This window comes from Marivibrio halodurans (assembly GCF_017963645.1).
Classification (GTDB): Bacteria; Pseudomonadota; Alphaproteobacteria; order UBA8366; family Aestuariispiraceae; genus Marivibrio; species Marivibrio halodurans.
On record NZ_JAGMWN010000002.1, the window covers coordinates 364,271 to 384,326 of the forward strand.

General features: G+C 67.2%; 21 protein-coding genes. 11 read left to right on the top strand and 10 right to left on the bottom strand.

The annotated features are described in order from the left end of the window. Nucleotides 1-79 precede the first annotated feature (79 nt). Entirely contained in the window at nt 80-1,891 is a 1,812-nt protein-coding gene (locus KAJ83_RS06125; RefSeq protein WP_210681142.1) for a gamma-glutamyltransferase family protein, read from the top strand. Nucleotides 1,892-1,893: 2 nt separating this feature from the next. Continuing rightward, nucleotides 1,894-3,078 carry an MFS transporter gene (locus KAJ83_RS06130; protein ID WP_210681143.1) on the top strand — a complete coding sequence of 395 codons (1,185 nt, stop codon included), beginning with the start codon at nt 1,894-1,896 and terminating at the stop codon, nt 3,076-3,078. A gap of 4 nt (nt 3,079-3,082) precedes the next feature. Here the strand turns inward: KAJ83_RS06130 and KAJ83_RS06135 are convergent, their stop codons facing one another. Then, the gene (locus tag KAJ83_RS06135) at nt 3,083-3,661 is read right to left on the bottom strand and encodes an NAD(P)H-dependent oxidoreductase (protein ID WP_210681144.1); all 579 of its coding nucleotides are present in this window, start codon (nt 3,659-3,661) and stop codon (nt 3,083-3,085) included. Nucleotides 3,662-3,740: 79 nt separating this feature from the next. Then, entirely contained in the window at nt 3,741-4,652 is a 912-nt protein-coding gene (locus tag KAJ83_RS06140; protein ID WP_210681145.1) for a LysR family transcriptional regulator, read from the bottom strand. 161 nt (nt 4,653-4,813) lie between these two features. On the opposite strand from KAJ83_RS06140, the gene wrbA reads away from it, so the two are divergent. The 7 genes from wrbA to KAJ83_RS06175 all read left to right on the top strand — a co-directional run bounded on the left by wrbA (nt 4,814) and on the right by KAJ83_RS06175 (nt 11,181). Then, a complete protein-coding gene (gene wrbA, locus KAJ83_RS06145) occupies nt 4,814-5,413 on the top strand; it encodes an NAD(P)H:quinone oxidoreductase (protein WP_210681146.1) in 600 nt (199 codons plus the stop codon). Nucleotides 5,414-5,494: 81 nt separating this feature from the next. After that, nucleotides 5,495-6,481, top strand: a complete 987-nt coding sequence (locus KAJ83_RS06150) for a glutathione S-transferase family protein (protein WP_210681147.1) — start codon at nt 5,495-5,497, stop codon at nt 6,479-6,481. A gap of 23 nt (nt 6,482-6,504) precedes the next feature. Then, complete coding sequence (locus tag KAJ83_RS06155; RefSeq protein ID WP_210681148.1) at nt 6,505-7,227, top strand: pirin family protein; 723 nt, start codon at nt 6,505-6,507, stop codon at nt 7,225-7,227. Between the two features lie 110 nt (nt 7,228-7,337). Next, nucleotides 7,338-8,054 carry a gamma-glutamylcyclotransferase gene (locus KAJ83_RS06160; protein ID WP_210681149.1) on the top strand — a complete coding sequence of 239 codons (717 nt, stop codon included), beginning with the start codon at nt 7,338-7,340 and terminating at the stop codon, nt 8,052-8,054. After that, nucleotides 8,054-8,461 carry a peptide-methionine (R)-S-oxide reductase MsrB gene (gene msrB / locus KAJ83_RS06165; protein WP_246484267.1) on the top strand — a complete coding sequence of 136 codons (408 nt, stop codon included), beginning with the start codon at nt 8,054-8,056 and terminating at the stop codon, nt 8,459-8,461. The genes KAJ83_RS06160 and msrB overlap by 1 nt, the downstream gene beginning before the upstream one ends. Before the next feature lie 35 nt (nt 8,462-8,496). Then, complete coding sequence (locus KAJ83_RS06170) at nt 8,497-10,482, top strand: tetratricopeptide repeat protein (RefSeq protein WP_210681150.1); 1,986 nt, start codon at nt 8,497-8,499, stop codon at nt 10,480-10,482. A gap of 186 nt (nt 10,483-10,668) precedes the next feature. Further along, nucleotides 10,669-11,181: a peroxiredoxin gene (locus KAJ83_RS06175; RefSeq protein WP_210681151.1), complete on the top strand. Its 513-nt coding sequence runs from the start codon at nt 10,669-10,671 to the stop codon at nt 11,179-11,181. A gap of 335 nt (nt 11,182-11,516) precedes the next feature. Here the strand turns inward: KAJ83_RS06175 and KAJ83_RS06180 are convergent, their stop codons facing one another. After that, nucleotides 11,517-13,169 carry a Rieske (2Fe-2S) protein gene (locus KAJ83_RS06180; protein WP_210681152.1) on the bottom strand — a complete coding sequence of 551 codons (1,653 nt, stop codon included), beginning with the start codon at nt 13,167-13,169 and terminating at the stop codon, nt 11,517-11,519. 27 nt (nt 13,170-13,196) lie between these two features. Continuing rightward, entirely contained in the window at nt 13,197-14,156 is a 960-nt protein-coding gene (locus KAJ83_RS06185) for an NAD-dependent epimerase/dehydratase family protein (RefSeq protein WP_210681153.1), read from the bottom strand. An 81-nt stretch (nt 14,157-14,237) separates the two neighbouring features. Between KAJ83_RS06185 and KAJ83_RS06190 the strand changes: the two genes are divergently transcribed. Continuing rightward, complete coding sequence (locus KAJ83_RS06190; RefSeq protein WP_246484268.1) at nt 14,238-14,966, top strand: helix-turn-helix transcriptional regulator; 729 nt, start codon at nt 14,238-14,240, stop codon at nt 14,964-14,966. Here KAJ83_RS06190 and KAJ83_RS06195 read toward each other — a convergent pair. Then, nucleotides 14,944-15,411, bottom strand: coding sequence for a GatB/YqeY domain-containing protein (locus KAJ83_RS06195; protein ID WP_210681154.1), 468 nt, complete (start codon nt 15,409-15,411; stop codon nt 14,944-14,946). The genes KAJ83_RS06190 and KAJ83_RS06195 overlap by 23 nt on opposite strands. A 352-nt stretch (nt 15,412-15,763) precedes the next feature. On the opposite strand from KAJ83_RS06195, the gene carA reads away from it, so the two are divergent. After that, nucleotides 15,764-16,978 (top strand): glutamine-hydrolyzing carbamoyl-phosphate synthase small subunit, encoded by a 1,215-nt coding sequence (gene carA, locus KAJ83_RS06200; protein ID WP_210681155.1) that lies wholly within the window; start codon nt 15,764-15,766, stop codon nt 16,976-16,978. A gap of 111 nt (nt 16,979-17,089) precedes the next feature. On the opposite strand, the gene KAJ83_RS06205 is transcribed toward carA, so the two are convergent. From KAJ83_RS06205 to KAJ83_RS06225, 5 genes are all read right to left on the bottom strand, one after another. Beyond that, on the bottom strand, nt 17,090-17,581 hold the full coding sequence (locus tag KAJ83_RS06205; RefSeq protein WP_210681156.1) for a F0F1 ATP synthase subunit B family protein: 492 nt from the start codon (nt 17,579-17,581) through the stop codon (nt 17,090-17,092). Between the two features lie 4 nt (nt 17,582-17,585). Beyond that, nucleotides 17,586-18,182 carry a F0F1 ATP synthase subunit B family protein gene (locus KAJ83_RS06210; protein ID WP_210681157.1) on the bottom strand — a complete coding sequence of 199 codons (597 nt, stop codon included), beginning with the start codon at nt 18,180-18,182 and terminating at the stop codon, nt 17,586-17,588. Between the two features lie 159 nt (nt 18,183-18,341). Continuing rightward, entirely contained in the window at nt 18,342-18,566 is a 225-nt protein-coding gene (locus tag KAJ83_RS06215) for a F0F1 ATP synthase subunit C (RefSeq protein WP_210681158.1), read from the bottom strand. A 123-nt stretch (nt 18,567-18,689) separates the two neighbouring features. Further along, on the bottom strand, nt 18,690-19,418 hold the full coding sequence (locus KAJ83_RS06220; RefSeq protein WP_210681159.1) for a F0F1 ATP synthase subunit A: 729 nt from the start codon (nt 19,416-19,418) through the stop codon (nt 18,690-18,692). Nucleotides 19,419-19,562: 144 nt separating this feature from the next. Further along, nucleotides 19,563-19,943, bottom strand: a complete 381-nt coding sequence (locus KAJ83_RS06225) for an AtpZ/AtpI family protein (RefSeq protein ID WP_210681160.1) — start codon at nt 19,941-19,943, stop codon at nt 19,563-19,565. Between the last annotated feature and the right edge of the window lie 113 nt (nt 19,944-20,056).

The window sequence follows — 20,056 nt, forward strand, 5'->3', positions numbered from 1 at the left end:
ACCGGGCTTGCCCCGCCGGGCGGCAGGCCTACACTCTGCGCCGCGTCCGCGCGCACGAGATGATTTACGAGGAAAAGAGATGACCGGCACGACACCGCCCTTCACCACCCGCCCGGAGATTCGGGGCACCTTCGGGGTCGCGGCTTCGACTCATTGGCTCGCCTCTCAGACGGCGATGGGAATGCTGGAGCGCGGCGGCAACGCCTTCGACGGCGCCTTCGCGGCCGGCATGGTGTTGCAGGTGGCGGAGCCGCACATGAACGGCCCCGGTGGCGACGTGCCGATCATCATGCAGCGCGCCGACGAGGAGCGCCCCCGCGTCATCTGCGGCCAGGGGCCGGCGCCGAAGGGCGCGACGATCGAGCATTTCAAGGCCATGGGCCTGGAGGTCATCCCCGGCACGGGCATGATGTCGTCGGCTATTCCCGGCGCCTTCGACGCCTGGGCGCTGATGCTGCGCGACCATGGCACGATGACGCTGCGCGAGGTGCTGGAGCCTGCCATCGGCTATGCCGAGAAGGGCTGCCCCATCCCCTATTCGACGACGGAGACGATCAAGGCGGTCAAGGACATGCTGGTCGCGCATTGGCCGTCGACCGCCGAAATCTTCCTGCCGGGCGGGGAGGTGCCGAAGCCCCAGCAACTCTATCGCAACCCCGCGCTGGCGGAGACGTGGAAGCGCGTGCTGGCCGAGGCGGAGGCCGCGGGGTCCGACCGCGTGGCGCAGATCGATGCCGCCCGCGCCGCCTGGTACGACGGCTTCGTGGCGGAGGAGATCGCGCGCTTCTGCGCCGAGGAGCCGCATATGGACGCGACCGGCCGCAAGAACGGCGGTCTGCTGACCATGGAGGATATGCACGGCTGGCGCGCGAGCTATGAGGAGGCGGTCTCCGCGACCTATCGCGACTGCACCCTGTTCAAATGCGGGCCGTGGAGCCAGGGGCCGGTACTGTTGCAGACCATGGCGCTGCTTGAAGGGTACGACATCGCCGCCATGGACCCGGAGGGCGAGGAATTCGTCCATACCGTGGTCGAGGCGATGAAGCTCGCCTATGCCGACCGGGAAACCTATTACGGCGATCCCGATTTCGTCGATGTGCCGATGGCGGACCTGCTGTCCAAGGAGTACGCGGGCGAGCGGCGGAAACTGATCGGCGCGGAGGCGTCCGGCGCCTTCCAGCCGGGCGTTATCGGCGGCAATAACTGGACGATCGATTACGAGGCCGCCTGCCGGCGCAAGCCGGTGGACGGCATCATGGCCGGGTTCGGCGGCGGCGAGCCGACGGCGCAGGAATCCAAGCTTCACGCCAGCGACACCTGTCACCTCGACGTGGCGGACGCGGCGGGGAATCTCGTCTCCGTCACGCCGTCGGGCGGGTGGCTGCAAAGCTCCCCGGTCATCCCGAAGCTGGGCTTCCCGCTGGGGACGCGCTTGCAGATGGCATGGCTCGACCCGGCGGCGCCGGCGGCGTTGCAGCCGGGACGGCGGCCGCGCACGACGCTGACCCCCTCGCTCGCCCATCGCGACGGGCGGCCCTATCTCGCCTTCGGCACGCCGGGCGGGGACCAGCAGGATCAGATGCAGATCGTCATGCTCTGCCGGCACATCGATCATGGCATGAACCTGCAACAGGCGATCGATTGTCCCTCATTCCATATCGAGCATTTCCCGAACAGCTTCTATCCCCGCCATGCCTCCCCCCGGAAGGTGGTGATGGAAAGCCGTTTCCAGGAGGCGGTGGTCGCGGGGCTGAAGGCGCGCGGCCATGACGTGAGCCTCGCGCCGCCTTGGTCGGAGGGCCGGCTGGCGGCCGCCGGTTTCGATCCCGACGGGACGCTGAAGGCTGGGGCCAATCCGCGCAACATGCAAGGGTACGCCGTCGGGCGCTGATCATGACGGACGGTGCCCACACGGTCCCCCCCGCCGCCAGGCGGGCGCGGATGCGCGGCTATGCCTCGGTGATCGCCAGCAATATCTGCTTCGGTCTGGCGATCGGCATGTTCCTGCCGCTGATCCCGCTGCGGTTGGATCAGGCGGGGACCAGCGCATTGCTGATCGGGGTCAATGCCGCCGCGTCCTCCTGCGCGATCTTCGTGACCGGGCCCTATATCGGGCAGGTGCTGCGCCGGGCCGGCTATGCCGGGGCGTTGTTCGGCGGGGCGTTGCTGTTCGCGGCGGCGACGCTCGCCATGATCGTCTGGCCGGGTTACGCGGCATGGACCGCGCTGCGTTTCGTCGCGGGGCTCGGCATGTCGGTCCATTGGGTGGCGAGCGAGAGTTGGCTCAACGCCGCCGCCGACGAGCGGGAGCGGGGCCGCGTTCTTTCCATCTATGTCGCCGCCTTCATCGGCGGCACGGCGGGTGGGCCGCTGGTGCTCAATCTGATCGGGACGGGCGGATCGACGGCCTTCGTCGCGATCATCCTGCTTTCCGTCCTCTCCGCGCTCGCCATCCTGCCGGGCCGGTCCGGCGCGCCGGTGTTCGAGCCGATGGCCAAGGCGGCCTTCGCCAAGGTCTTCCGCATCGCGCCGCGCCTGATGTCGGCGGGCTTGCTGATGGGGGTGGCGCAGGGGGCGGCGCTGACGTTGATGGCGCTCTATGGCGTGCGCGCGGGTCTGCCGGAATCGGACGCGACGCTGTTGCAGGCGGCATTGCTGGGCGGGGGGCTGTTGTTGCAGTTCCCGATCGGCTGGCTCGCCGACCGGGTCGGGGACCGGCATCGGCTGATCGTGCTGCTTGCCCTCGTCTCCGTCGCCGGGGCGGGGTTGCTGGTGCCGCTTACCCACGATCCGGTGCTGCTCTATCCGATGGTGATCGTCTGGGGCGGGTGTCTGATCGGCATCTACACGGTGGCGCTCGCGCTGCTCGGTGCGCGGTTCGCGCAACTGGGCGGCATGGCGGCGGCGAACGCGGCCTTCATCCTGACCTGGGAGCTCGGCACCTTCTCCGGCGGGCCGATCGCGGGCGGCGTGATGCAAGTCATGGGACCGCCCGGCATGGCCCTGGTGATGGGGGTGAGCGCGGCCGCCGTCGGTCTGCTGATGGCATGGCGCGTGGCGCTGGACCGGCCGGGATAGGGGATCAACGTCCCGCCACGCCGAGATGTTGCAGGCGCGCGAGCCAGCGGGCGCGGGTCCGGTCGTCCAACTCTTCGGCCCCACCGATCAGCGTCCAGCGCACCGGCCTTATGCCGACGAAATGCAGGATATTGCGGGTCAGGCTCTTCAGGCTGTGCGCGCCATAGAACCAGCGGTAGGCGAGGGCGGGCATCCCCATCGTGACGACGACGCGCGCGGATCGCCCGCCCAGGGCCTTCCGGGGCAGGCGTCCGCCGTCATAGGAAAAGGCGAAGCCCGGCCGGAGCACCTGTTCCAGGAACAGCTTCACGAGCCCGGGCATGGTGCCGAGCCAGAGCGGATAGATCAGCACGATATGCTCCGCCGCCCGCAATGCCGCTTGCGCGGCGGCGATATCCGGCGGCGGTTCCTCATGCTCGAACGCCTGTTTCGTGCGCAGGACGGGAATGTCGAGGCGCGCGACATCGATCCGCGTCACCGCGTGGCCGGCTTCCGCCGCGCCGGCCGCATAGGCGTCGGCCAGCCCGTGGACGAAGTGGTCACCCGCCGGGTCCGGGTGGCCGTCGATCAACAGGATGCGCATGACCCGCAGCCTTCCGTTCGCGTGTTTCGAGCGAAGCAAGAATAGGCCGATCGTCACGCCGCGTCCCGCGACGAATCGATCAGGGCCAGGTTTCCTCCGGCCCGGCGAAGCGGCTTGTCAGGAAATCGATGAAGGCGCGCACCTTGGCGGAAAGATGGCGGCTCGGCGGGTAGACGGCATGGATGCCGACGGGATCGCTCTCGAAGGCTTCCAGCGCGGGCTCCAGACGCCCATCACGCCATGCCTCCCCACAGATGAAGCAGGGGCTCATCACCACGCCCCGGCCGCCGATCGCGGCTTCCACCAGCACATGGCCGTTATTGGCATGCATCGGTCCGGTCGGAACCTGAACGGTGAAGGGCGCGCGGGTTTCCGGCTCGGCGAAATCCCAATGTTGCTGCGATTGTTGATAGGCATAGGTCAGGCAATGATGATTCGCCAACTCGCGCGGGTGCGTGGGTTTGCCGTGCCGGCGCCAATAATCCGGCGCGGCCAGCACCATCCGGCGGCTGGAGGCGATGCGCTTGGCGATCAGGCTCGAATCGGCCAGCCGCCCGATCCGCACCGCCATGTCGAATCCTTCCTCCAGAAGGTCGACCGTGCGGTCGGCGCATTCCATGTCGATCTGGACGTCGGGATAGCGCGCCATGAAATCGGGTAGCGCGCGGCCCAGATGCTCGATCCCGAAACTGACCGGCGCGGAGAGGCGTAATATCCCGCGCGGATCGACCTGCAGGCGGGTGACGGCGAGCTCCGCCTCCTCCGCTTCCGAGACGATGCGCCGGCAGCGCTCATAGAAGGCTTGCCCGACCTCCGTCAGATTGAGCCGCCGCGTCGTGCGGTTCAGAAGTTGCGCGCCCAGCCGCTCCTCCAGGCGCGTGATCTGCTTGCTGACAGCCGATTTGGAGAGGCCGAGCCGCTCGCCCGCCTTGGTGAAGCTACCGACCTCGACCACGGCGGTGAATACCGCGATTCCACTGAGATCGTGCATGGCGGAGATGCCCTTCGTTCATTGTTCGCGATCCATCAACAATCTGATTACCAGGAGCCCGATTGTTTGCCCAGTGCTTCCGCCCACCTATTGCGGCGAGACACCAATTGACCTCGGCAGGGCGATGGCCTGCTGGGCGCGCGATGAAAGGGGAAGGCAAGATGACGAAGATTCTGGTACTTTACTATTCGACCTGGGGCCATGTCGAGACGATGGCCGAGGCGGTCGCCGAGGGCGCGAAGGGCGTCGCGGGAACCGAGGTCACGATCAAGCGCGTGCCGGAGCTGATGCCCGACGACATTGTCGAGAAGATGGGGGTCAAGACCGATCAGCCGGCCCCGATCGCGGACCCGTCGGAACTTGGCGACTATGACGCGATCCTCTTCGGAACACCGACGCGTTTCGGCAACATGGCCGCGCAGATGCGCAATTTCCTCGACCAGACCGGCGGGCTTTGGGCGAAGGGCGCCTTGATCGGCAAGGTCGGGAGCGTCTTCACCTCCACCGGCACCAATGGCGGGCACGAGACGACGGTGACCAGCTTCTGGAACACGCTGGCCCACCACGGGATGGTGATTGTCGGGCTCAGCTACGACAATCCGGAGCTGGCGGATCTCGACGGTATTCGCGGGTCGAGCCCCTATGGCGCGGCTGCCATCGCCGGTGGCGACGGGTCGCTGAAGCCGAAGGAAATCGACCTGACCCTTGCCCGTGCGCAGGGCAAGCGCGTGGCGGAGATCGCCGCGAAGCTGAGCGCGTAGGGACGATTGTTCCCGCCCGTCGGAGCCATTTTCCGGCGGGCGGGGAACGCATGGAACAACGACCGACCGGAGGATGGACCCATGGGACTGCTCGTCGATGGCGAATGGCATGACAAATGGTACGACACGGACAAGACCGGCGGTCGGTTCAAGCGATGGGATAGCGCCTTCCGCAACTGGGTGACCGCCGACGGCGCGCCCGGTCCTGGTGGAGAGGGAGGCTTCGAGGCCGAGCCCGGGCGCTATCACCTCTATGTCTCGCTCGCCTGTCCCTGGGCGCATCGCACGCTGATCATGCGCAAGTTCAAGGGGCTGGAGAAGATGGTCGGTCTGTCCGTCGTGCATTGGCTGATGGGCGGTCAGGGCTGGCAGTTCAAGGACGGTCCCGGCGTTATCCCGGACCCGATCCATGGCGTCGACTACATGCACCAGCTCTATACCCACGTGGCGCCGGACTATTCGGGTCGCGTGACGGTGCCGGTGCTGTTCGACCGGAAGCGGGATACCATCGTCTCCAACGAGTCGGCGGAGATCATTCGTATGCTGAACGACGCCTTCGACGGCGTCGGCGCGAAACCGGGGGATTACTATCCGGCCGATCTGCGCGAGGAGATCGATGCGGTGAACGCCCGCATCTACGACACCGTCAATAACGGCGTCTATAAGGCGGGATTCGCCACGACCCAGGAGGCCTATGAGGAAGCGGTGCATCCGCTGTTCGAAAGCCTGGACTGGCTGGAGGAGCGGCTGGCCGACCGGCGCTATCTGATGGGCGACCGGCTGACGGAGGCGGATATCCGGCTGTTCACGACGCTGGTGCGCTTCGATCCGGTCTATGTCGGCCATTTCAAGTGCAATATCCGCCGGTTGGTCGATTATCCGAACCTCTGGGCCTATGCCCGCGACCTTTATCAGACGCCCGGCGTGGCGGAGACCTGCGACTTCCGGCACATCAAGCATCACTATTACGAAAGCCACGATCACGTGAACCCGACCGGCGTGGTGCCGGCGGGGCCGCTGCTGAATTTCGACGCCCCGCATGGGCGTGAAAACCTGATGGCGGCGTGACCGGCGGCGCGACGGAGGACGAAATGAGCGTTGAGGTCAGATCCTTCGACAGCCTGGGTGCCTTTCAGCTCGACTGGTTGAACGCGAAGCATCATTTCAGCTTCGGCCACTATCACGACCCGGAGCGCATGGGCGTGGGACCGTTGCGCGTGTGGAACGACGACGCGATCCAGCCGCGCACGGGCTTCGACCCGCACCCGCATCGCGACATGGAGATCATCACCTATGTCCGCGAGGGCGCGATCACGCATAAGGACAGCCTCGGCAATACCGGCCGGACGGAGGCGGGTGACATCCAGGTGATGTCCGCCGGCAGCGGTATCGTCCATGCGGAGTATAATCTGGAGGACGATCCGACCCGTCTCTTCCAGATATGGATCATGCCGCGCGGCAAGGGCGGCGCTCCGCGTTGGGAAACGCGGCATTTCCCGAAGGCCGGCGACAACGGCGGCGGCGGGCTCAAGCCGCTTGCCTCCGGCCGGAAGGGTGTCGGAGACGTGGCGCCGATCGACCAGGACGCGACCCTATTCGCCGGCATGGTTCCGGCGGGCACTGCAATCGATCACCCGCTGGGCCGTGACCGTCAGGCCTATCTGGTCGCCGCGCGCGGCCGGCTGATCGTCGACGGCGTGCCGGCTGACACCCGCGACGGAATCCTGGTCCGCGACACCGAGACCATAAGGCTGGAAGCGCCTTCGGAAGGGGGCGAGGATGCCGAGGTCATCCTGGTCGATCTGCCGCTCTAGGCCGGATCGGGGCCTTACTTGGGTAACCCGCCCTTGCATGCGGGCGAGTGTCCACTAATATCAAAAGCGTCAAGAATGCTGTCGGAAAAGGCGGGCAGACACACGGAACGATGGCGGTCGATCGCGAGGGCATAAAAAGCGGCTATTTCCAGCGCATGGCGGAAGAAAGCATGCGCGAGAACGGCATCGTTCCCTTGAGCGACGCGGAACGCCGTCTGTCGCGCGATGCGATATTGGCGAGCCGCCCGGTTGGCGCGGGCCTGTGGGTCTTCGGGTACGGTTCGCTGATGTGGAACCCGGCTTTTCACTATGTCGAGAAATGCCGGGCGAAACTCTTCGGCTATCACCGCAGCTTCTGTCTTCAGACGCCGATAGGGCGGGGTAGCAAGGATTTTCCGGGGCTCGTGCTCGGCCTCGACCGGGGCGGGTCGGTGCGCGGCGTCGCCTTCCGCATCGCCGAGGAGGCGGCGGAGGAGGAGCTCGACATCATCTGGGCGCGGGAGATGCTGGCCGGCTCCTACTGTCCGCGCTGGGTCCATTTGCTGGACGAGGAGACGGGCGCGCGGTTCCGCGCCATCTCCTTCGTGATGCGGCGGGAATGCGACCGCTATGCCGGTGATCTGGACCGGGACGAGGCCGCGCGGCGCATCGCGCATGCGGCGGGGCGGCTCGGCCCCTGCCGGGAGTATCTGGAGAACACGGTCCTGGCGCTCCATGAACTCGGCATCGCCGACGGACCGATGCATGACCTTCTCCGCCGGGTGCGCGTGATCGCGGGTGGGGGTGAAGGAGCGGGGGAGGGTCCCCGACTGACGGAGGCATCCTGATGGCCGATTTGGATATGCGGAAGGTCCGCAAGACGGACGAGGAATGGCGGCGTCAATTGACGCCCGACCAGTACAAGGTCACCCGGAAGGGTGGGACGGAACGGCCCTTCAAGAACCAGTTCTGGAACTGCAAGGAACCGGGGACCTATCGCTGCGTTTGTTGCGATGCGCCCTTGTTCGACGCGGAGACGAAGTACGACAGCCGCAGCGGCTGGCCCAGCTTCACCGAACCGGTGACGGACCACGCGGTGGCGGAACGCACGGATCGCTCTCTCTTCATGACGCGCACGGAGGTCTTGTGCGCCACCTGCGACGCGCATCTGGGGCATGTCTTCCCGGATGGCCCGCCGCCGACGGGGTTGCGCTACTGCCTCAACTCGGCGGCGCTGACGCTCAAGAAGAAATAGCCGGGGCGGGGCGAGTCGGTTAGCGTCCCGTCGTCATGAATCGCAAGGAACGCAGAGCGGCCGCCAAGCGCAAGGCCCAGACCGGCGGCGCGGGCGGCCTCGTCGTCGGCAACGCCGGTAAGGCGTCCAAGCACCGGGCCGAGGGGCGCGAGGCGCTGTTGACGCTCGGCCGGCAATTGCATGAGCAAGGCCGGTTGCAGGCGGCCGACCGCTATTACGTCCAGGCATTGCAGGCCGATCCGGACGATGCGGAGGCGCTTCGCCTGCGCGGCGCGCTCGCGCTTCAGATCGGCAATCACGAGGCGGCGGCGGAACTGCTGCGCCGCGCCGCCAAGCATCTGCCGGGGGATGCGGAGGTGCATCTCCATCTGGCCGCCGCGCTGGAGGGGCTCGGCCGGGCGAAGGAGGCGGAGCGCATCTATCGCAGGGCCGTCGCGCTGGCCCCCGGGGATGTGGGCGCGCGCATGCAACTTGGTGCCTTCCTGCGGCTTTCCGGAGATTTCGCGGCGGCGGAGCCGGTGCTGCGGGAGGCCCGCGCGCTCGACCCCGGCCATGCGGCGTCGGCCTATCATCTGGCGGCGCTCTTGATCCAGGCGGGCCGGGGGGCGGAAGCCGTCGCCCATGCCGAGGCCGCCCATGCGGCCGACCCGGGGGATGCGGATATCCTGATCGTCCTCGGCGTCGCGCGCCAGCATGCGGGCGATTTCTCGGGCGCGGAGGCGGCCTTCCGGTGGGTCGATCGGTTGAAGCCGGGCAATCTCGGCGCGGCGATCAATCTGGCCTCGCTTCTGGTGGCCGACGGCCGGTTGGTGGAGGCGGAAACGGCTGCGCGCGCGGCCGTCGATGCCGCGCCGGAGAGCGTGCCGGCGCTGCTCAATCTGGGCGTCGTGCTGACGGCCGCGGAACGGTTCGAGGAAGGGGAGGCGATCTATCGCCGGGCCCTCGACCTCGCGCCGGACTATGCCGAGGCTTGGGGCAACTATGCCAATCTGTTCCGCATGGCCGGCCGGCACGAGGAGGCGGAGACGGCCTATCGCCGCGCGCTGGCCCTCGATCCGGAGGGCGCGCGGCACCGTTTCCAGCTCGGCATGGGGCTTCTGGCCCTCGGCCGGTTGGAGGAGGGATGGGCGCTCTACGAACATGGTTTCGCCTGCGGCGAGCGCCGCCCGAATCGAGAGCCCGACGCCGCGCGCTGGCAGGGCGAGAGGTTGGAGGCGGCGCGCCTGCATATCTGGCCGGAACAGGGGGTGGGGGACGAAATCCGCTTCCTTGGCCTTGTCGGGGAGGCGGCCGCGCGCGCCGATGGCGAGACGCTTGTCGAATGCGATGCGCGGCTGCTGCCGCTCGCCCGGCGCTCCTTTCCGGGGCTCGCCTTCGCCGCCACGGACGCGGTCGCGGCGCGGGACGGCGACCGCCGCATTCCGATGGGAAGCCTTGCCGCCATGCTGCGCGCGCGGGTGGCGGATTTCCCCGACCGCGATGGCTATCTGAAAGCCGATCCGGCGGCCCGGGCGGATTTCGCGGCACGTCTCGCGGCGCTGGGGCCGGGGCTCAAGGTCGGAGTCGCCTGGCGCAGCGGGCTGACCAGTTCTCGGCGCGACAGCGCGCATGGCCCGCTCGACGAATGGGCGCCGATCCTGACGATGGCGGGTGTCCGGCCGGTCAGTCTGCAATATGGCGATGTGGAAGGGGAACTGGCCCGCGCCGAGACCGCCCACGACATCAGAATCGCCCGGTGGCCCGATCTCGACCTGAGGCAGGATCTCGACCGCGTGGCGGCGTTGATCTCGGAATTGGATCTCGTGATCGCGACGGGAAGTTCCGTCTGCGACCTCGCGGGCGCGCTCGGCGCGCCGCTCTGGGCGCTCTACCGGCCGCGGGACTGGGTCATGCTGGGGACCGACGGCACGCCCTGGTATCCCCGCGCGCGGGTCTTCTGCCGCCGTCCGGGAGAGGGCTGGGCGCGGCTCCTCACCGAGACGGTCGCGCCCAGCCTGGCCGGGCTTCGGGACCGAGGCTAAGGAAATTGCGAAAAGATCGCGGATAAAGTTTTTTAATAATTCTAGAATGCACTTGATTTCGCGCCGTCCAAACGCACATTAGAACTGTTCCAGGGACGAGCCTAGGGCTCGGACCTGACCCAGGTTTTCAGCCGCCGGATAGCTGGCGGTTTAACCATCTTCAATCCTGAAGGAGGAGGTTCATCCATGTTGAAGGAAGGCGACAAGGTTCCGGGCGTTACGTTCCGCACGCGCGAGGACGGCAACTGGAAGGCCGTGACGACCGACGAGATTTTCGGCAACAAGCGCGTCGTCGTGTTCTCCCTGCCGGGGGCGTTCACGCCGACCTGCTCGTCCACGCACTTGCCGGGTTTCCTCGAGAAGAACGCGGAAGTGCGCGCCCAGGGCGTCGACGATATCTATTGCCTCAGCGTCAATGACAGCTTCGTCATGAACGCCTGGGCGAAGGAGCAGGGCGTCGACGACGAGGTCAAGATGATCCCGGACGGCAATGGCGAATTCTCGGACAAGATGGGGCAGCTCGTCGACAAGGCCGATCTCGGCTTCGGCAAGCGCAGCTGGCGCTATGCCATGGTCGTCAATGACGGCACGATCGAGAAGATGTTCGTCGAGCCGGAGAAGCCCGGCGATCCCTTCGAGGTCAGCGACGTGGATACCGTCCTTGGCTATCTGAAGGAAGCCAAGGAAAAGGCGGCCTAAGCGGCCACCTCCCGAGAGGGTACGACGGAAAGGGGCATCGCCTTGGCGGGCGGTGCCCCTTTTCTCGTTCGGGCTGTGGGCCCCTTCTTTCGTCTGATACCAAATCTTGTTGCTTCTGCCCCATGGGGACGTCCCTCCCGGGTTCTCGGCTAGGAGCGCGTGCCGTGGCGATGCGGGGCATGGCGAGGCGCGGGCGACGCGCCCTTCGGTCGCGTTCGGCTTCCGTCGGAGGGCGTCAACGCGGCTTGACGATGCCCCGCATCGCCCGCGCCACCCTTCCTACCCGACCAAAGCCGAACGCGATCCGCATGAAGCAGGCGCAACAAGATTTGGTATCACGCTTCCGCGCGCACGAAGTCGATCGATTGCCGGGCGGTGCGCAGGGCATGCTTGCGCTTGAGGGGGCTGTGGAGGAAGCGGTCTAGGGCGGCGGCCGCGAGGCCGTGCCACGGGGCCTCGGGGCGCTCCACCGCTTCCTCGGCCAGCGCGACGGTCAGCTTCAGCTTGTGGGCGGAGACGATATATTCGAACTCCCCATGATCGAGGAGCCCGTCCAGCACGTCGGCATGGAAGCGCTCCGGCATGTCGACCGCCCACGCCTCCGGAACCGTCCCGTATTCCCGCGTCCGGTCGGTGAAGGCCGCGTTGCGCCCGAGGAAACAACCGATTTGCAACAGACCCGCCGGCCAGATATCCGGCGCGCGTTCCGCCAGCTTGCGCACGGCGTTGCCGAAGGTCAGCGCGTGCGTGAAGTCGAGCCAGGTGACGTTCTGCGATACCGGGCCGTCGGTTCGTGCCTGCCAGGACAGATCGAAGCGCAGCATCTGGTCCGCCGCCGCCGCGAGAAGCCGGTCATAGAGCACCAGCGGATCGGCCGCCGCCCCGGCCCGGCGCGTCGCCGCCAGGACCTTGCGCACGGAATCGCGCGCGAGCGTTTCGGCCGCGGGCAAGTCGCCGGTGCCCGCGCGCCAGGCGGCGAGCGAGGGCGCGTACTCCTTGAATTCCGGAATCAGATCCTCGCGCGGGGCGAGGACGAGGCTTCGGGTCAGCATCGCCAGGATGGCTTCCAGCGTCTCCCGGTCGGGGGCGAGCCAGGCGATCAGGTCGCGGGTCTTGTAGGTATAGATCGCGGAATGGCCGAAATCGGCGTAATGGGCCAACGCCGCGCGGGCGAAGCTGGGCTCCAGCGCGTCCCAGGTAAGGCCCGCATCGAGCGCGCCGCGCATGCGGGCGAGCGCGCCCGCCTCGTCCTCCGCCTCGACGGCCGCCAGGAAGGCGGCCTCGTCCCAATCCGCCGTGCCGCCCGGAAAGGGATGGCGGGGGCAGCGCTGGCCGTCCCAGGCGAAATGGCCGATCGCCTCCAGATAGGCGACGAGGCGATGCTCCGGCGCGTTCGTGCTCGCTGGTGCCGGGTTCCGCGCCAGGCGTAGCCAATCCGCCGCCGCCGGCAAGGCGTGCGTCGCGCCATATTCCAAGCGGTCGGCCGTCTCGCGGATCGTCGCGGCGAGCGCGTCGTCGGCACTGCCGCCCGCCTTTTCCAGCCGCGCGAGCTCGCGCGCCATGCGGTCGTACTCGTGCCGGTCGAAACTGTCGAGAAGCGCCGCGATCGACCGCCGCGCGACCTCGGAGGCGGGCGGGTCGGCGAGGTCGAGTTCGATCCGTCCGGCCCGCTCGCGCGTGGGATAGGTTCTGAGCCGATCCCCGCCGACCAGCGTCTCGCCGCTTTCCAGATCGAATTTCCAATTATGCCAATTGCAGGTGAGGAGGCAGGCGCCATCCGCCCCCTTGCTGACACTCCCCTGGGAGAGCGGGTAGCCCTCATGCGGACACTGGTTGTTGCAGGCCCGCACGCTCCCGTCGTCGAGGCGGAAGAGCGCGATCTGCTTGCCGCGATCGGTCTTCACCACCCGACGGGCACCGGGGGCCAAGTCATCGCTCGCCAATAGGTCGGTCCAGCGCGGCGCGCTGTCCGGGTCCGGGGACGTCATCGTGGCATGTCTCATGACATCAGTCTCTCATGCGTCCGATAGGGAGGGAAGCGCGGCGCCGCCTCGATTGGGGCCGCCGCCCAGGGGAGTCGAGATGGGGGGAGTCGAGATGGGAGGGTCGAGATGGGGGACGGGCCGGCACGGCGTCCAGCCCAGGTCACGCCGCGCCTTCCGCGCGTCGATCCGCTGGCTGCGGGCGAATCCGGCGGCGGCCGGCCCCTCGGCGGCGACCGCGGCCGAGACCGGCACGGTCTCGATGACGGGGCGCGCGACCCCCCGCCTTGCCGCCAGGGCCCGGATCACCGCGTCGATCGGCACGCCGGAGACCGCGACGGCATTGACGCTTTCACCCCGGGGCAGGCCGGTCAGCGCGCGGCGATAGAGGTCCGCCAGATCGTCGGCATGGACCATCGGCCAACGTATTCCGGCGTCGCCAATGACCGGCACGGGACGACCGTCCTCCAGAGCCGCGATCCATGGCGCGATCGCGCCGCGTCCGGCCGAATCGAAGACGAGGCCCGGATGGATCATCACCGCGTCGATATGGGGAAGGTCGGCGATGCGCCGCCAGTGATCGACCATCCAGGCGAAGGCGGGCAGGGGGTCGAGCGGCGATGTCTCGTCCCGGAAGATCTGCGGCCCGTCGGGATAGAGCCACACCCCACCGGTATAGAGAACCCGCGCCCCGGGGGCGAGCGGCAGGCGTCCCGCCTCCAGCGCCGTGATCAGGGGGACCTCCGCCGCGCCCATGTCGGCGGCGGCGAAATCGGCGGCGCAATGGATCAACGCATCGAAGGGCGCCATGCCCGCGACCGCCGTATCGAGGGTGGCGAGGTCGCCGGACACCACCGCCGCACCCGCCAGGTCGGGCCGCCGCGCCCCTGCCGGGTCGCGCGTCAGAACCGTGACGGAATGGAATCCGGTAAGCGCGCGCAGGACCGCGCCGCCGATCAATCCCGTTCCGCCCGTCAGCAGGATATGCATCATCCTTCCTTTATAAATGAATTTCTTTAGAAAGTATCGCGCCATGCGCTTTATTTTTTCAAGGAAAAACTTTATAAAATAGATATGAAGGAAAAGCCCCCCAACGGAAGCGATCCGGCGACCGCCCAGACACCGGCCCAGACACCGGCCCAGACACCGGCCCATACCCGGCGGCGAATTCGCCGGTTGCTGAAACATGGCGGACCGCAACGCGCGGATGACCTGGCCGGGGCGCTTGGGCTTACCGCGATGGCGGTGCGCCAGCATCTCTATGCCATGGCGGATGCAGGGGAGGTGGAGGGTACCGCCGTCCCGCAAGCGCGCGGCCGGCCGGCGAAGCATTGGGCGCTGACATCGCGGGCCGACGCCTTTTTCGCGGACGGGCACGCCGATCTGGCGGTCGGTCTCATCGAAAGTCTGCGTCGCACGCTGGGGGAGGCGGCGATGGAACGGTTGCTCGCCGACCGGACGGCGCAACAGATCGCGGCCTATCGCGCGCGTGTCGGGCGGTACGAATCGCTCTATCGCCGGCTTCGGGAACTCGCCGCGATCCGGGGCGAGGAAGGCTATATGGCCGCCGTGGAACCCGATCCGGACGGTGCGCCCGAATGTTGGCTTCTGGTCGAGAACCATTGCCCCATCTGCCATGCGGCACGCGCCTGCACCGGCTTATGCGCCCAGGAGCTGACGGTTTTTCGCGAGGTGTTGGGGGAGGCGGTGTCGATCGAGCGGACGGACCATCTGCTCGACGGTGCGCGGCGTTGCGCCTATCGGGTGCGCGCGCGCGACGTCAGCGGCCGAGGCTCTGCTTGACCAGCGCGGACGCCTTGCCGAAATCCATCCGTCCGGCATAGCGGGTGCGCAACTCGCCCATCACCTTGCCCATCTCCTTCAGGCTGGCGGCATCGAGGGCGGCGATGGTGGAATCGACCGCGTCCCGGGTCTCGCTCTCGCTCAATTGCTTGGGAAGGAACTGGCGGATGACATCGATTTCCGCCTGTTCCTGTTCGGCGAGTTCGAGGCGCCCCCCCTGTTCGTACATCGCGATCGATTCCTCGCGCTGCTTCACCATGGACTGAAGCATCTGGAGGATTTCATCGTCGGTTATGCGGCCATCGGGACTCTTGCCCCGGGCGGCGATGTCGCGATCCTGCAGCGCGGCCAGGATCAAGCGCAATGTGGAGATCGCGCGTTGATCCTTCGCGCGCATCGCTTCCTTCAGGGCTTGGTTGAGCCGCTCGCGGAAATCATTCGACATCGGGGTGCCTCTCCTTGGCTGATCAAGGCAGGGCGCGTGGACAGAATGGAGCCTTCAGGCGCCCCCACCCGACCGGTGGCGCACGATATGGGAAAGCATCAGGCGGCGCAACATAGGGTTATTCGTCTAACTTGTTGATTTTGCAGAAAATCGAAAAAATGACCGGACTTGACCGGGCGCCCCGGGCACCTTATCTCTGCGCTCTGGCTCCCGGCACGGGACGGGCGGGCCGGGGCCGATCGCGCCGTCGTCGAGTCCTACTGGCTCATGCTCCGGGACCCGCGGTATCGCAATCCACGTCGCCACCGCCCGGGCCGATACCGGCCGAATGCACGCCACCGGGAGCCATGCCATGACAGAAACCGCCAAGCCGACCGCTTCCGAGAGGCCGATCTTCCCCGAGCGCCCCGAGGGCGCAACCGCCGCGTTGGTCCTGGCCGACGGCACGGTTTTCTGGGGGCGCGGCGCGGGCGCGGCCGTCATCCGGGTGGGCGAGGTCTGCTTCAACACCGCGATGACCGGCTATCAGGAGATCATGACCGATCCGTCCTATGCCGGGCAAATCGTGACCTTCACCTTTCCCCATATCGGCAATGTCGGTGCCAATATGGAGGATATAGAGACCATGACGCCTTCGGCCTGCGGCGCGGTGCTGCGGGCGGAGATCACGGAGCCCTCGAACTTCCGCGCGGCCTCTAATCTCGACGGATGGCTGAAGGCGCATGACCTGCCCGCCATCGCCGGCATCGACACCCGCGCGCTGACCCGGCGCATCCGGGACCAGGGCGCGCCCAACGGCGCGTTGCAGCATGCGCCGGACGGCGCCATCGATCTGGAGGCGCTGTGGCGCATGGCGCGCGACTGGCCGGGGTTGGAAGGCATGGACCTCGCCAAGGGTGTGTCCTGCACGCAGCCCTATGACTGGACGGAGACCGCCTGGACCCTCGGCCAGGGCTATGGCGAGATGGATGCGGGGACGGCGCGCTTCCACATCGTCGCCGTGGATTACGGCATCAAGCGCAATATTCTGCGCAACCTCGCCACGCTCGGCTGCAAGGTCACGGTCCTGCCGGCCACCGCGACGGCGGAGGATGTGCTGCGCCGGAAGCCCGACGGTGTCTTCCTCTCCAACGGGCCGGGCGACCCGGCGGCGACGGGCGAATATGCCGTGCCGATGATCAAGGCGGTGGTGGCGGCGGGGATACCGATTTTCGGCATCTGTCTTGGTCATCAGATGCTGGCGCTGGCGCTCGGCGCGCGGACGGCGAAGATGCATCTCGGCCATCATGGCGCCAATCATCCGATCAAGGACCTGACCACGGGCAAGGTCGAGATCACGAGCCAGAATCACGGCTTCGTCGTGGTGCGGGAGAGCCTGCCGGACGCGGTGGAGGAAACCCATTTCTCCCTGTTCGACAAGTCGCTGGCCGGTATCCGGGTGACGGGCAAGCCGATCTTCTCGGTGCAGTACCATCCGGAAGCCTCCCCCGGCCCGCGCGACAGCCACTATCTCTTCAAGCGCTTCGTGGAGATGATCGAGGCGCACAAGGCCGAAGCGGTCGCCTGATCGTCGGTCGGGCTTCCCCGCCCTTTCGATTGCGGCACGCGATACGGGACAAAAGAAAAGGGGCGGTCGCGCGTGGCGGCCGCCCCTTGTTCGTTCGGACTGTCGCGGCGATCAGTTCAGCCGGGTCGAAACCGACTTGATCGCGTCGTCCATCACCTTGGTGCCGGCGGCGCCCTTCATCTGATCGCCGATGACGATGCCGGCGGCGTCGATCGCCATGTCGACGGCCTTGCCGCGAACCTCCCGGATCGCATTGGCCTCGGCCTGGGCGATCTTGTCCTCGGCCTGTTGCTCGCGGCGCTTGATGAAGTCGGCCAGACGCTCGTCGGCCTCCTTCTTCAGGGCCTTGGCTTCCTTCTTGGCGTTCTCGACGATCTTCTCGGCCTGGTCCTCGGCCTCGCGCTGCTTCTTCTTGGCGTCGGCGAGTTGCTTGTTCGCCTCCTCCTTGAGCTGCTCGGCCTGTTCGATCTCGGCGCGAATCCGGTCGATTCGGCCATGGACCGCCTCGCGGATCGGGCCCCGGCCCTTCACATAGGCCAGGATCACGAAGCCGACGAAGGAGACGCCGACCCAGAAAGTCGTGTTCTGCAGAAGCGCATCCATCGGATCAGGCCTCCTTGCCGGCGGAATCGAGGGCGCTGTCGATCGCCTTCTTGGTCGGCGCCTTGCCGACCAGCTTGGCGACGGCGGCGGTCGCCGTCTCGCTCGCGACCTCGCGGATTTCGGCGAGCGCGGCGGTCCGGGCGTCGTCGATCCGCTTCTCGGCCTCGGAAATCATGGTCGCCAGTTCGGTATCGTGGCGTTCCAGCTTCTTGTCCTGGTCGGCCTTGATACGGTCCTGCGCCTTCCGGATTTCCTCGTTGGCGTCGGCCCGCGCGTCGGCCAGGAGCTTCTCATAGCCGGCGGCGATCTGGTCGACTTCCTCCTTCAGCTTCTCGGCCCGCTCCAGATCGGCGGAAACCTTCTGCTGGCGCTGCTCGATCACCTCGCCGACGCGCGGCAGGGCGACCTTCCACATCAACAGGAAGAGGATCAGGAAGCTGACGATCAGCCAGAAGATCTGGCTGGGAAAGGAGGTGGGGTCGAGCTGCGGCATGCCGCCACCGCCACCATGCGGTTCGGCCGCCATGGCGGCGCCCGCGCCGAACGCCAGGACGGCGGCGGCGAGACCCGCGATGCGGCTGTGCATCAGGATGTTCGTCATGAACGCGTCCCTTCGATCAGTTCGACCCGGATATCCCCGGGGACGATCCGTAACGGAAGGTCCCCGGCGTTCCGGGCCGTCACCCGGTTTGGGCGGGCAAGACGCGGGGGGCGGAACCCTGGGGTCCCAGGCGCCCCCGCGCGACGTCGAGCCGGCCGATCAGGTGAACAGGATCAGGAACGCGATCAGCAGCGCGAAGAGGCCGATGGCCTCAACCAGCGCGAAGCCCAGCATCGACAGGCCGAAGACCTGACCGCGCGAGGCGGGATTGCGGGCGACCGACGAGATCAGCGAGGAGAAGATGTTGCCGATGCCGATACCGACACCGAACAGCGCGATACAGGCCAGGCCCGCACCGATCATCTTGGCGGCTTCAACTTCCATTGTACTGTCCTTTCCTTCTCTCAAGGTTGATCCCGGGGCCGAGGGGATTCGGTTGTAGGCCTCGACCTCGGGATGCGGGGTAAAAGGGTACGCTTGCTCCGTCGCCTCCGGCCGGCGCCGCACTCAGTGCAGATGCAGCGCGTCGTTCAGATAGAGGCAGGTCAGGATCGTGAACACATAGGCCTGGATGAAGGCGATCATGAACTCGAACCCGATCAGCAGGACGTTGATCGCGATCGGCGCCAGCGCGCCGATGCCGAAGGTGGCAGCGCCCAGCCCGAAGACGAAGCCCGCGAAGACCTTCAGCATAGTGTGGCCGGCGACCATGTTCGCGAACAGTCGCACCGACAGGCTGATGGGACGCGAGAGATAGCTGATGATCTCGATCGGAATGATCAGCGGATAGAGGAACTTCGGCGCGCCGTCCGGCACGAAGAAGCTGAAGAAATGCAGCCCGTGCTTGGCCAGCCCGACGAGCGTCACGAAGACGAAGACGGCGAGCGCCATCGCGAAGGTGACGATGATGTGGCTGGTGTAGGTGAAGGCGCCAGGAACGAGGCCGAGCGCGTTGCCGAACAGCACGAACATGAAGATCGTGAAGATGAGCGGGAAGAACTTCCGCCCCTCCGATCCGACATTGTCCCGGATCATGTTGCCGATGAATTCGTAGACCGACTCCGCCATCGACTGCCAGGGGCCCGGCACCATCGCGCGCTTGCGCATGCCGCCGACCAGGAAGACGGTCGCGGTGACGACCGCGATGGTCATCCACAGCGAGGAGTTGGTGTAGTCGAAGCCGCCCGGGACCTCGACCAACGGCTTGATCGTGAACTGCTCTAGCGGACTGGCCACTGCTCACCCCATTCGCTTGGCGTTGCGGACCGGCCGGACGCAACGCCCCGCCGACCCCCTAATTCCCGAAAAGCCGGCCGCGCATCGCGCCGCCGCGCCCCCATGACCCGCGCCATGATCCGCGCGGTGCCGTTTCCGTCGTCCTCAGCCGCCCTTCCCGTCATCCGCCTCGTTGCCCGGATCATGGTCCGGACGCTTCCAGCCGATCCCGGCATCCTTGCCCTCGACCAGGCGATAGACGTTCATGACCCCCGCCGCGCCGCCGATGAACAGGAACAGCGCCATCAGCCACGGCCGCGTGCCCAGCCATTCGTCCAACAGATAGCCGATCCCGACGCCCACGATCAGGGCCGCGATCAGCTCGCTGCCGACTCGCATGGCATAGCCGATGCCTTGCCAGCGGCTGCGTTCCTCCGGCGAGCGTTTCCGATCCGACCCATGCGCGGCCTCGTACTGGGCCCGCGCGGCCTTCAGCCGCCGGTCGAAATCGTCTCCGTCCCCACCCCCGCCACCGTTCCCGGTCATGGCGTGGCCTTTCCGAACGCATGGTCGGCGACGCGGACGCGCCGAACACGATCATACCAATGCCGGGGTGGGTGCCCCCCTCCCGACGCGCGCGGAGAATAGGGACGGCGACC

Bases quoted from the DNA above. Each gene is read 5' to 3' on its own strand.
- KAJ83_RS06125 (WP_210681142.1), top strand. From the start codon at position 80: ATGACCGGCACGACACCGCCCTTCACCACCCGCCCGGAGATTCGGGGC.
- KAJ83_RS06130 (WP_210681143.1), top strand. From the start codon at position 1,894: ATGACGGACGGTGCCCACACGGTCCCCCCCGCCGCCAGGCGGGCGCGG.
- KAJ83_RS06135 (WP_210681144.1), bottom strand. From the start codon at position 3,661: ATGCGCATCCTGTTGATCGACGGCCACCCGGACCCGGCGGGTGACCAC.
- KAJ83_RS06140 (WP_210681145.1), bottom strand. From the start codon at position 4,652: ATGCACGATCTCAGTGGAATCGCGGTATTCACCGCCGTGGTCGAGGTC.
- wrbA (WP_210681146.1), top strand. From the start codon at position 4,814: ATGACGAAGATTCTGGTACTTTACTATTCGACCTGGGGCCATGTCGAG.
- KAJ83_RS06150 (WP_210681147.1), top strand. From the start codon at position 5,495: ATGGGACTGCTCGTCGATGGCGAATGGCATGACAAATGGTACGACACG.
- KAJ83_RS06155 (WP_210681148.1), top strand. From the start codon at position 6,505: ATGAGCGTTGAGGTCAGATCCTTCGACAGCCTGGGTGCCTTTCAGCTC.
- KAJ83_RS06160 (WP_210681149.1), top strand. From the start codon at position 7,338: ATGGCGGTCGATCGCGAGGGCATAAAAAGCGGCTATTTCCAGCGCATG.
- msrB (WP_246484267.1), top strand. From the start codon at position 8,054: ATGGCCGATTTGGATATGCGGAAGGTCCGCAAGACGGACGAGGAATGG.
- KAJ83_RS06170 (WP_210681150.1), top strand. From the start codon at position 8,497: ATGAATCGCAAGGAACGCAGAGCGGCCGCCAAGCGCAAGGCCCAGACC.
- KAJ83_RS06175 (WP_210681151.1), top strand. From the start codon at position 10,669: ATGTTGAAGGAAGGCGACAAGGTTCCGGGCGTTACGTTCCGCACGCGC.
- KAJ83_RS06180 (WP_210681152.1), bottom strand. From the start codon at position 13,169: ATGACGTCCCCGGACCCGGACAGCGCGCCGCGCTGGACCGACCTATTG.
- KAJ83_RS06185 (WP_210681153.1), bottom strand. From the start codon at position 14,156: ATGATGCATATCCTGCTGACGGGCGGAACGGGATTGATCGGCGGCGCG.
- KAJ83_RS06190 (WP_246484268.1), top strand. From the start codon at position 14,238: ATGAAGGAAAAGCCCCCCAACGGAAGCGATCCGGCGACCGCCCAGACA.
- KAJ83_RS06195 (WP_210681154.1), bottom strand. From the start codon at position 15,411: ATGTCGAATGATTTCCGCGAGCGGCTCAACCAAGCCCTGAAGGAAGCG.
- carA (WP_210681155.1), top strand. From the start codon at position 15,764: ATGACAGAAACCGCCAAGCCGACCGCTTCCGAGAGGCCGATCTTCCCC.
- KAJ83_RS06205 (WP_210681156.1), bottom strand. From the start codon at position 17,581: ATGGATGCGCTTCTGCAGAACACGACTTTCTGGGTCGGCGTCTCCTTC.
- KAJ83_RS06210 (WP_210681157.1), bottom strand. From the start codon at position 18,182: ATGACGAACATCCTGATGCACAGCCGCATCGCGGGTCTCGCCGCCGCC.
- KAJ83_RS06215 (WP_210681158.1), bottom strand. From the start codon at position 18,566: ATGGAAGTTGAAGCCGCCAAGATGATCGGTGCGGGCCTGGCCTGTATC.
- KAJ83_RS06225 (WP_210681160.1), bottom strand. From the start codon at position 19,943: ATGACCGGGAACGGTGGCGGGGGTGGGGACGGAGACGATTTCGACCGG.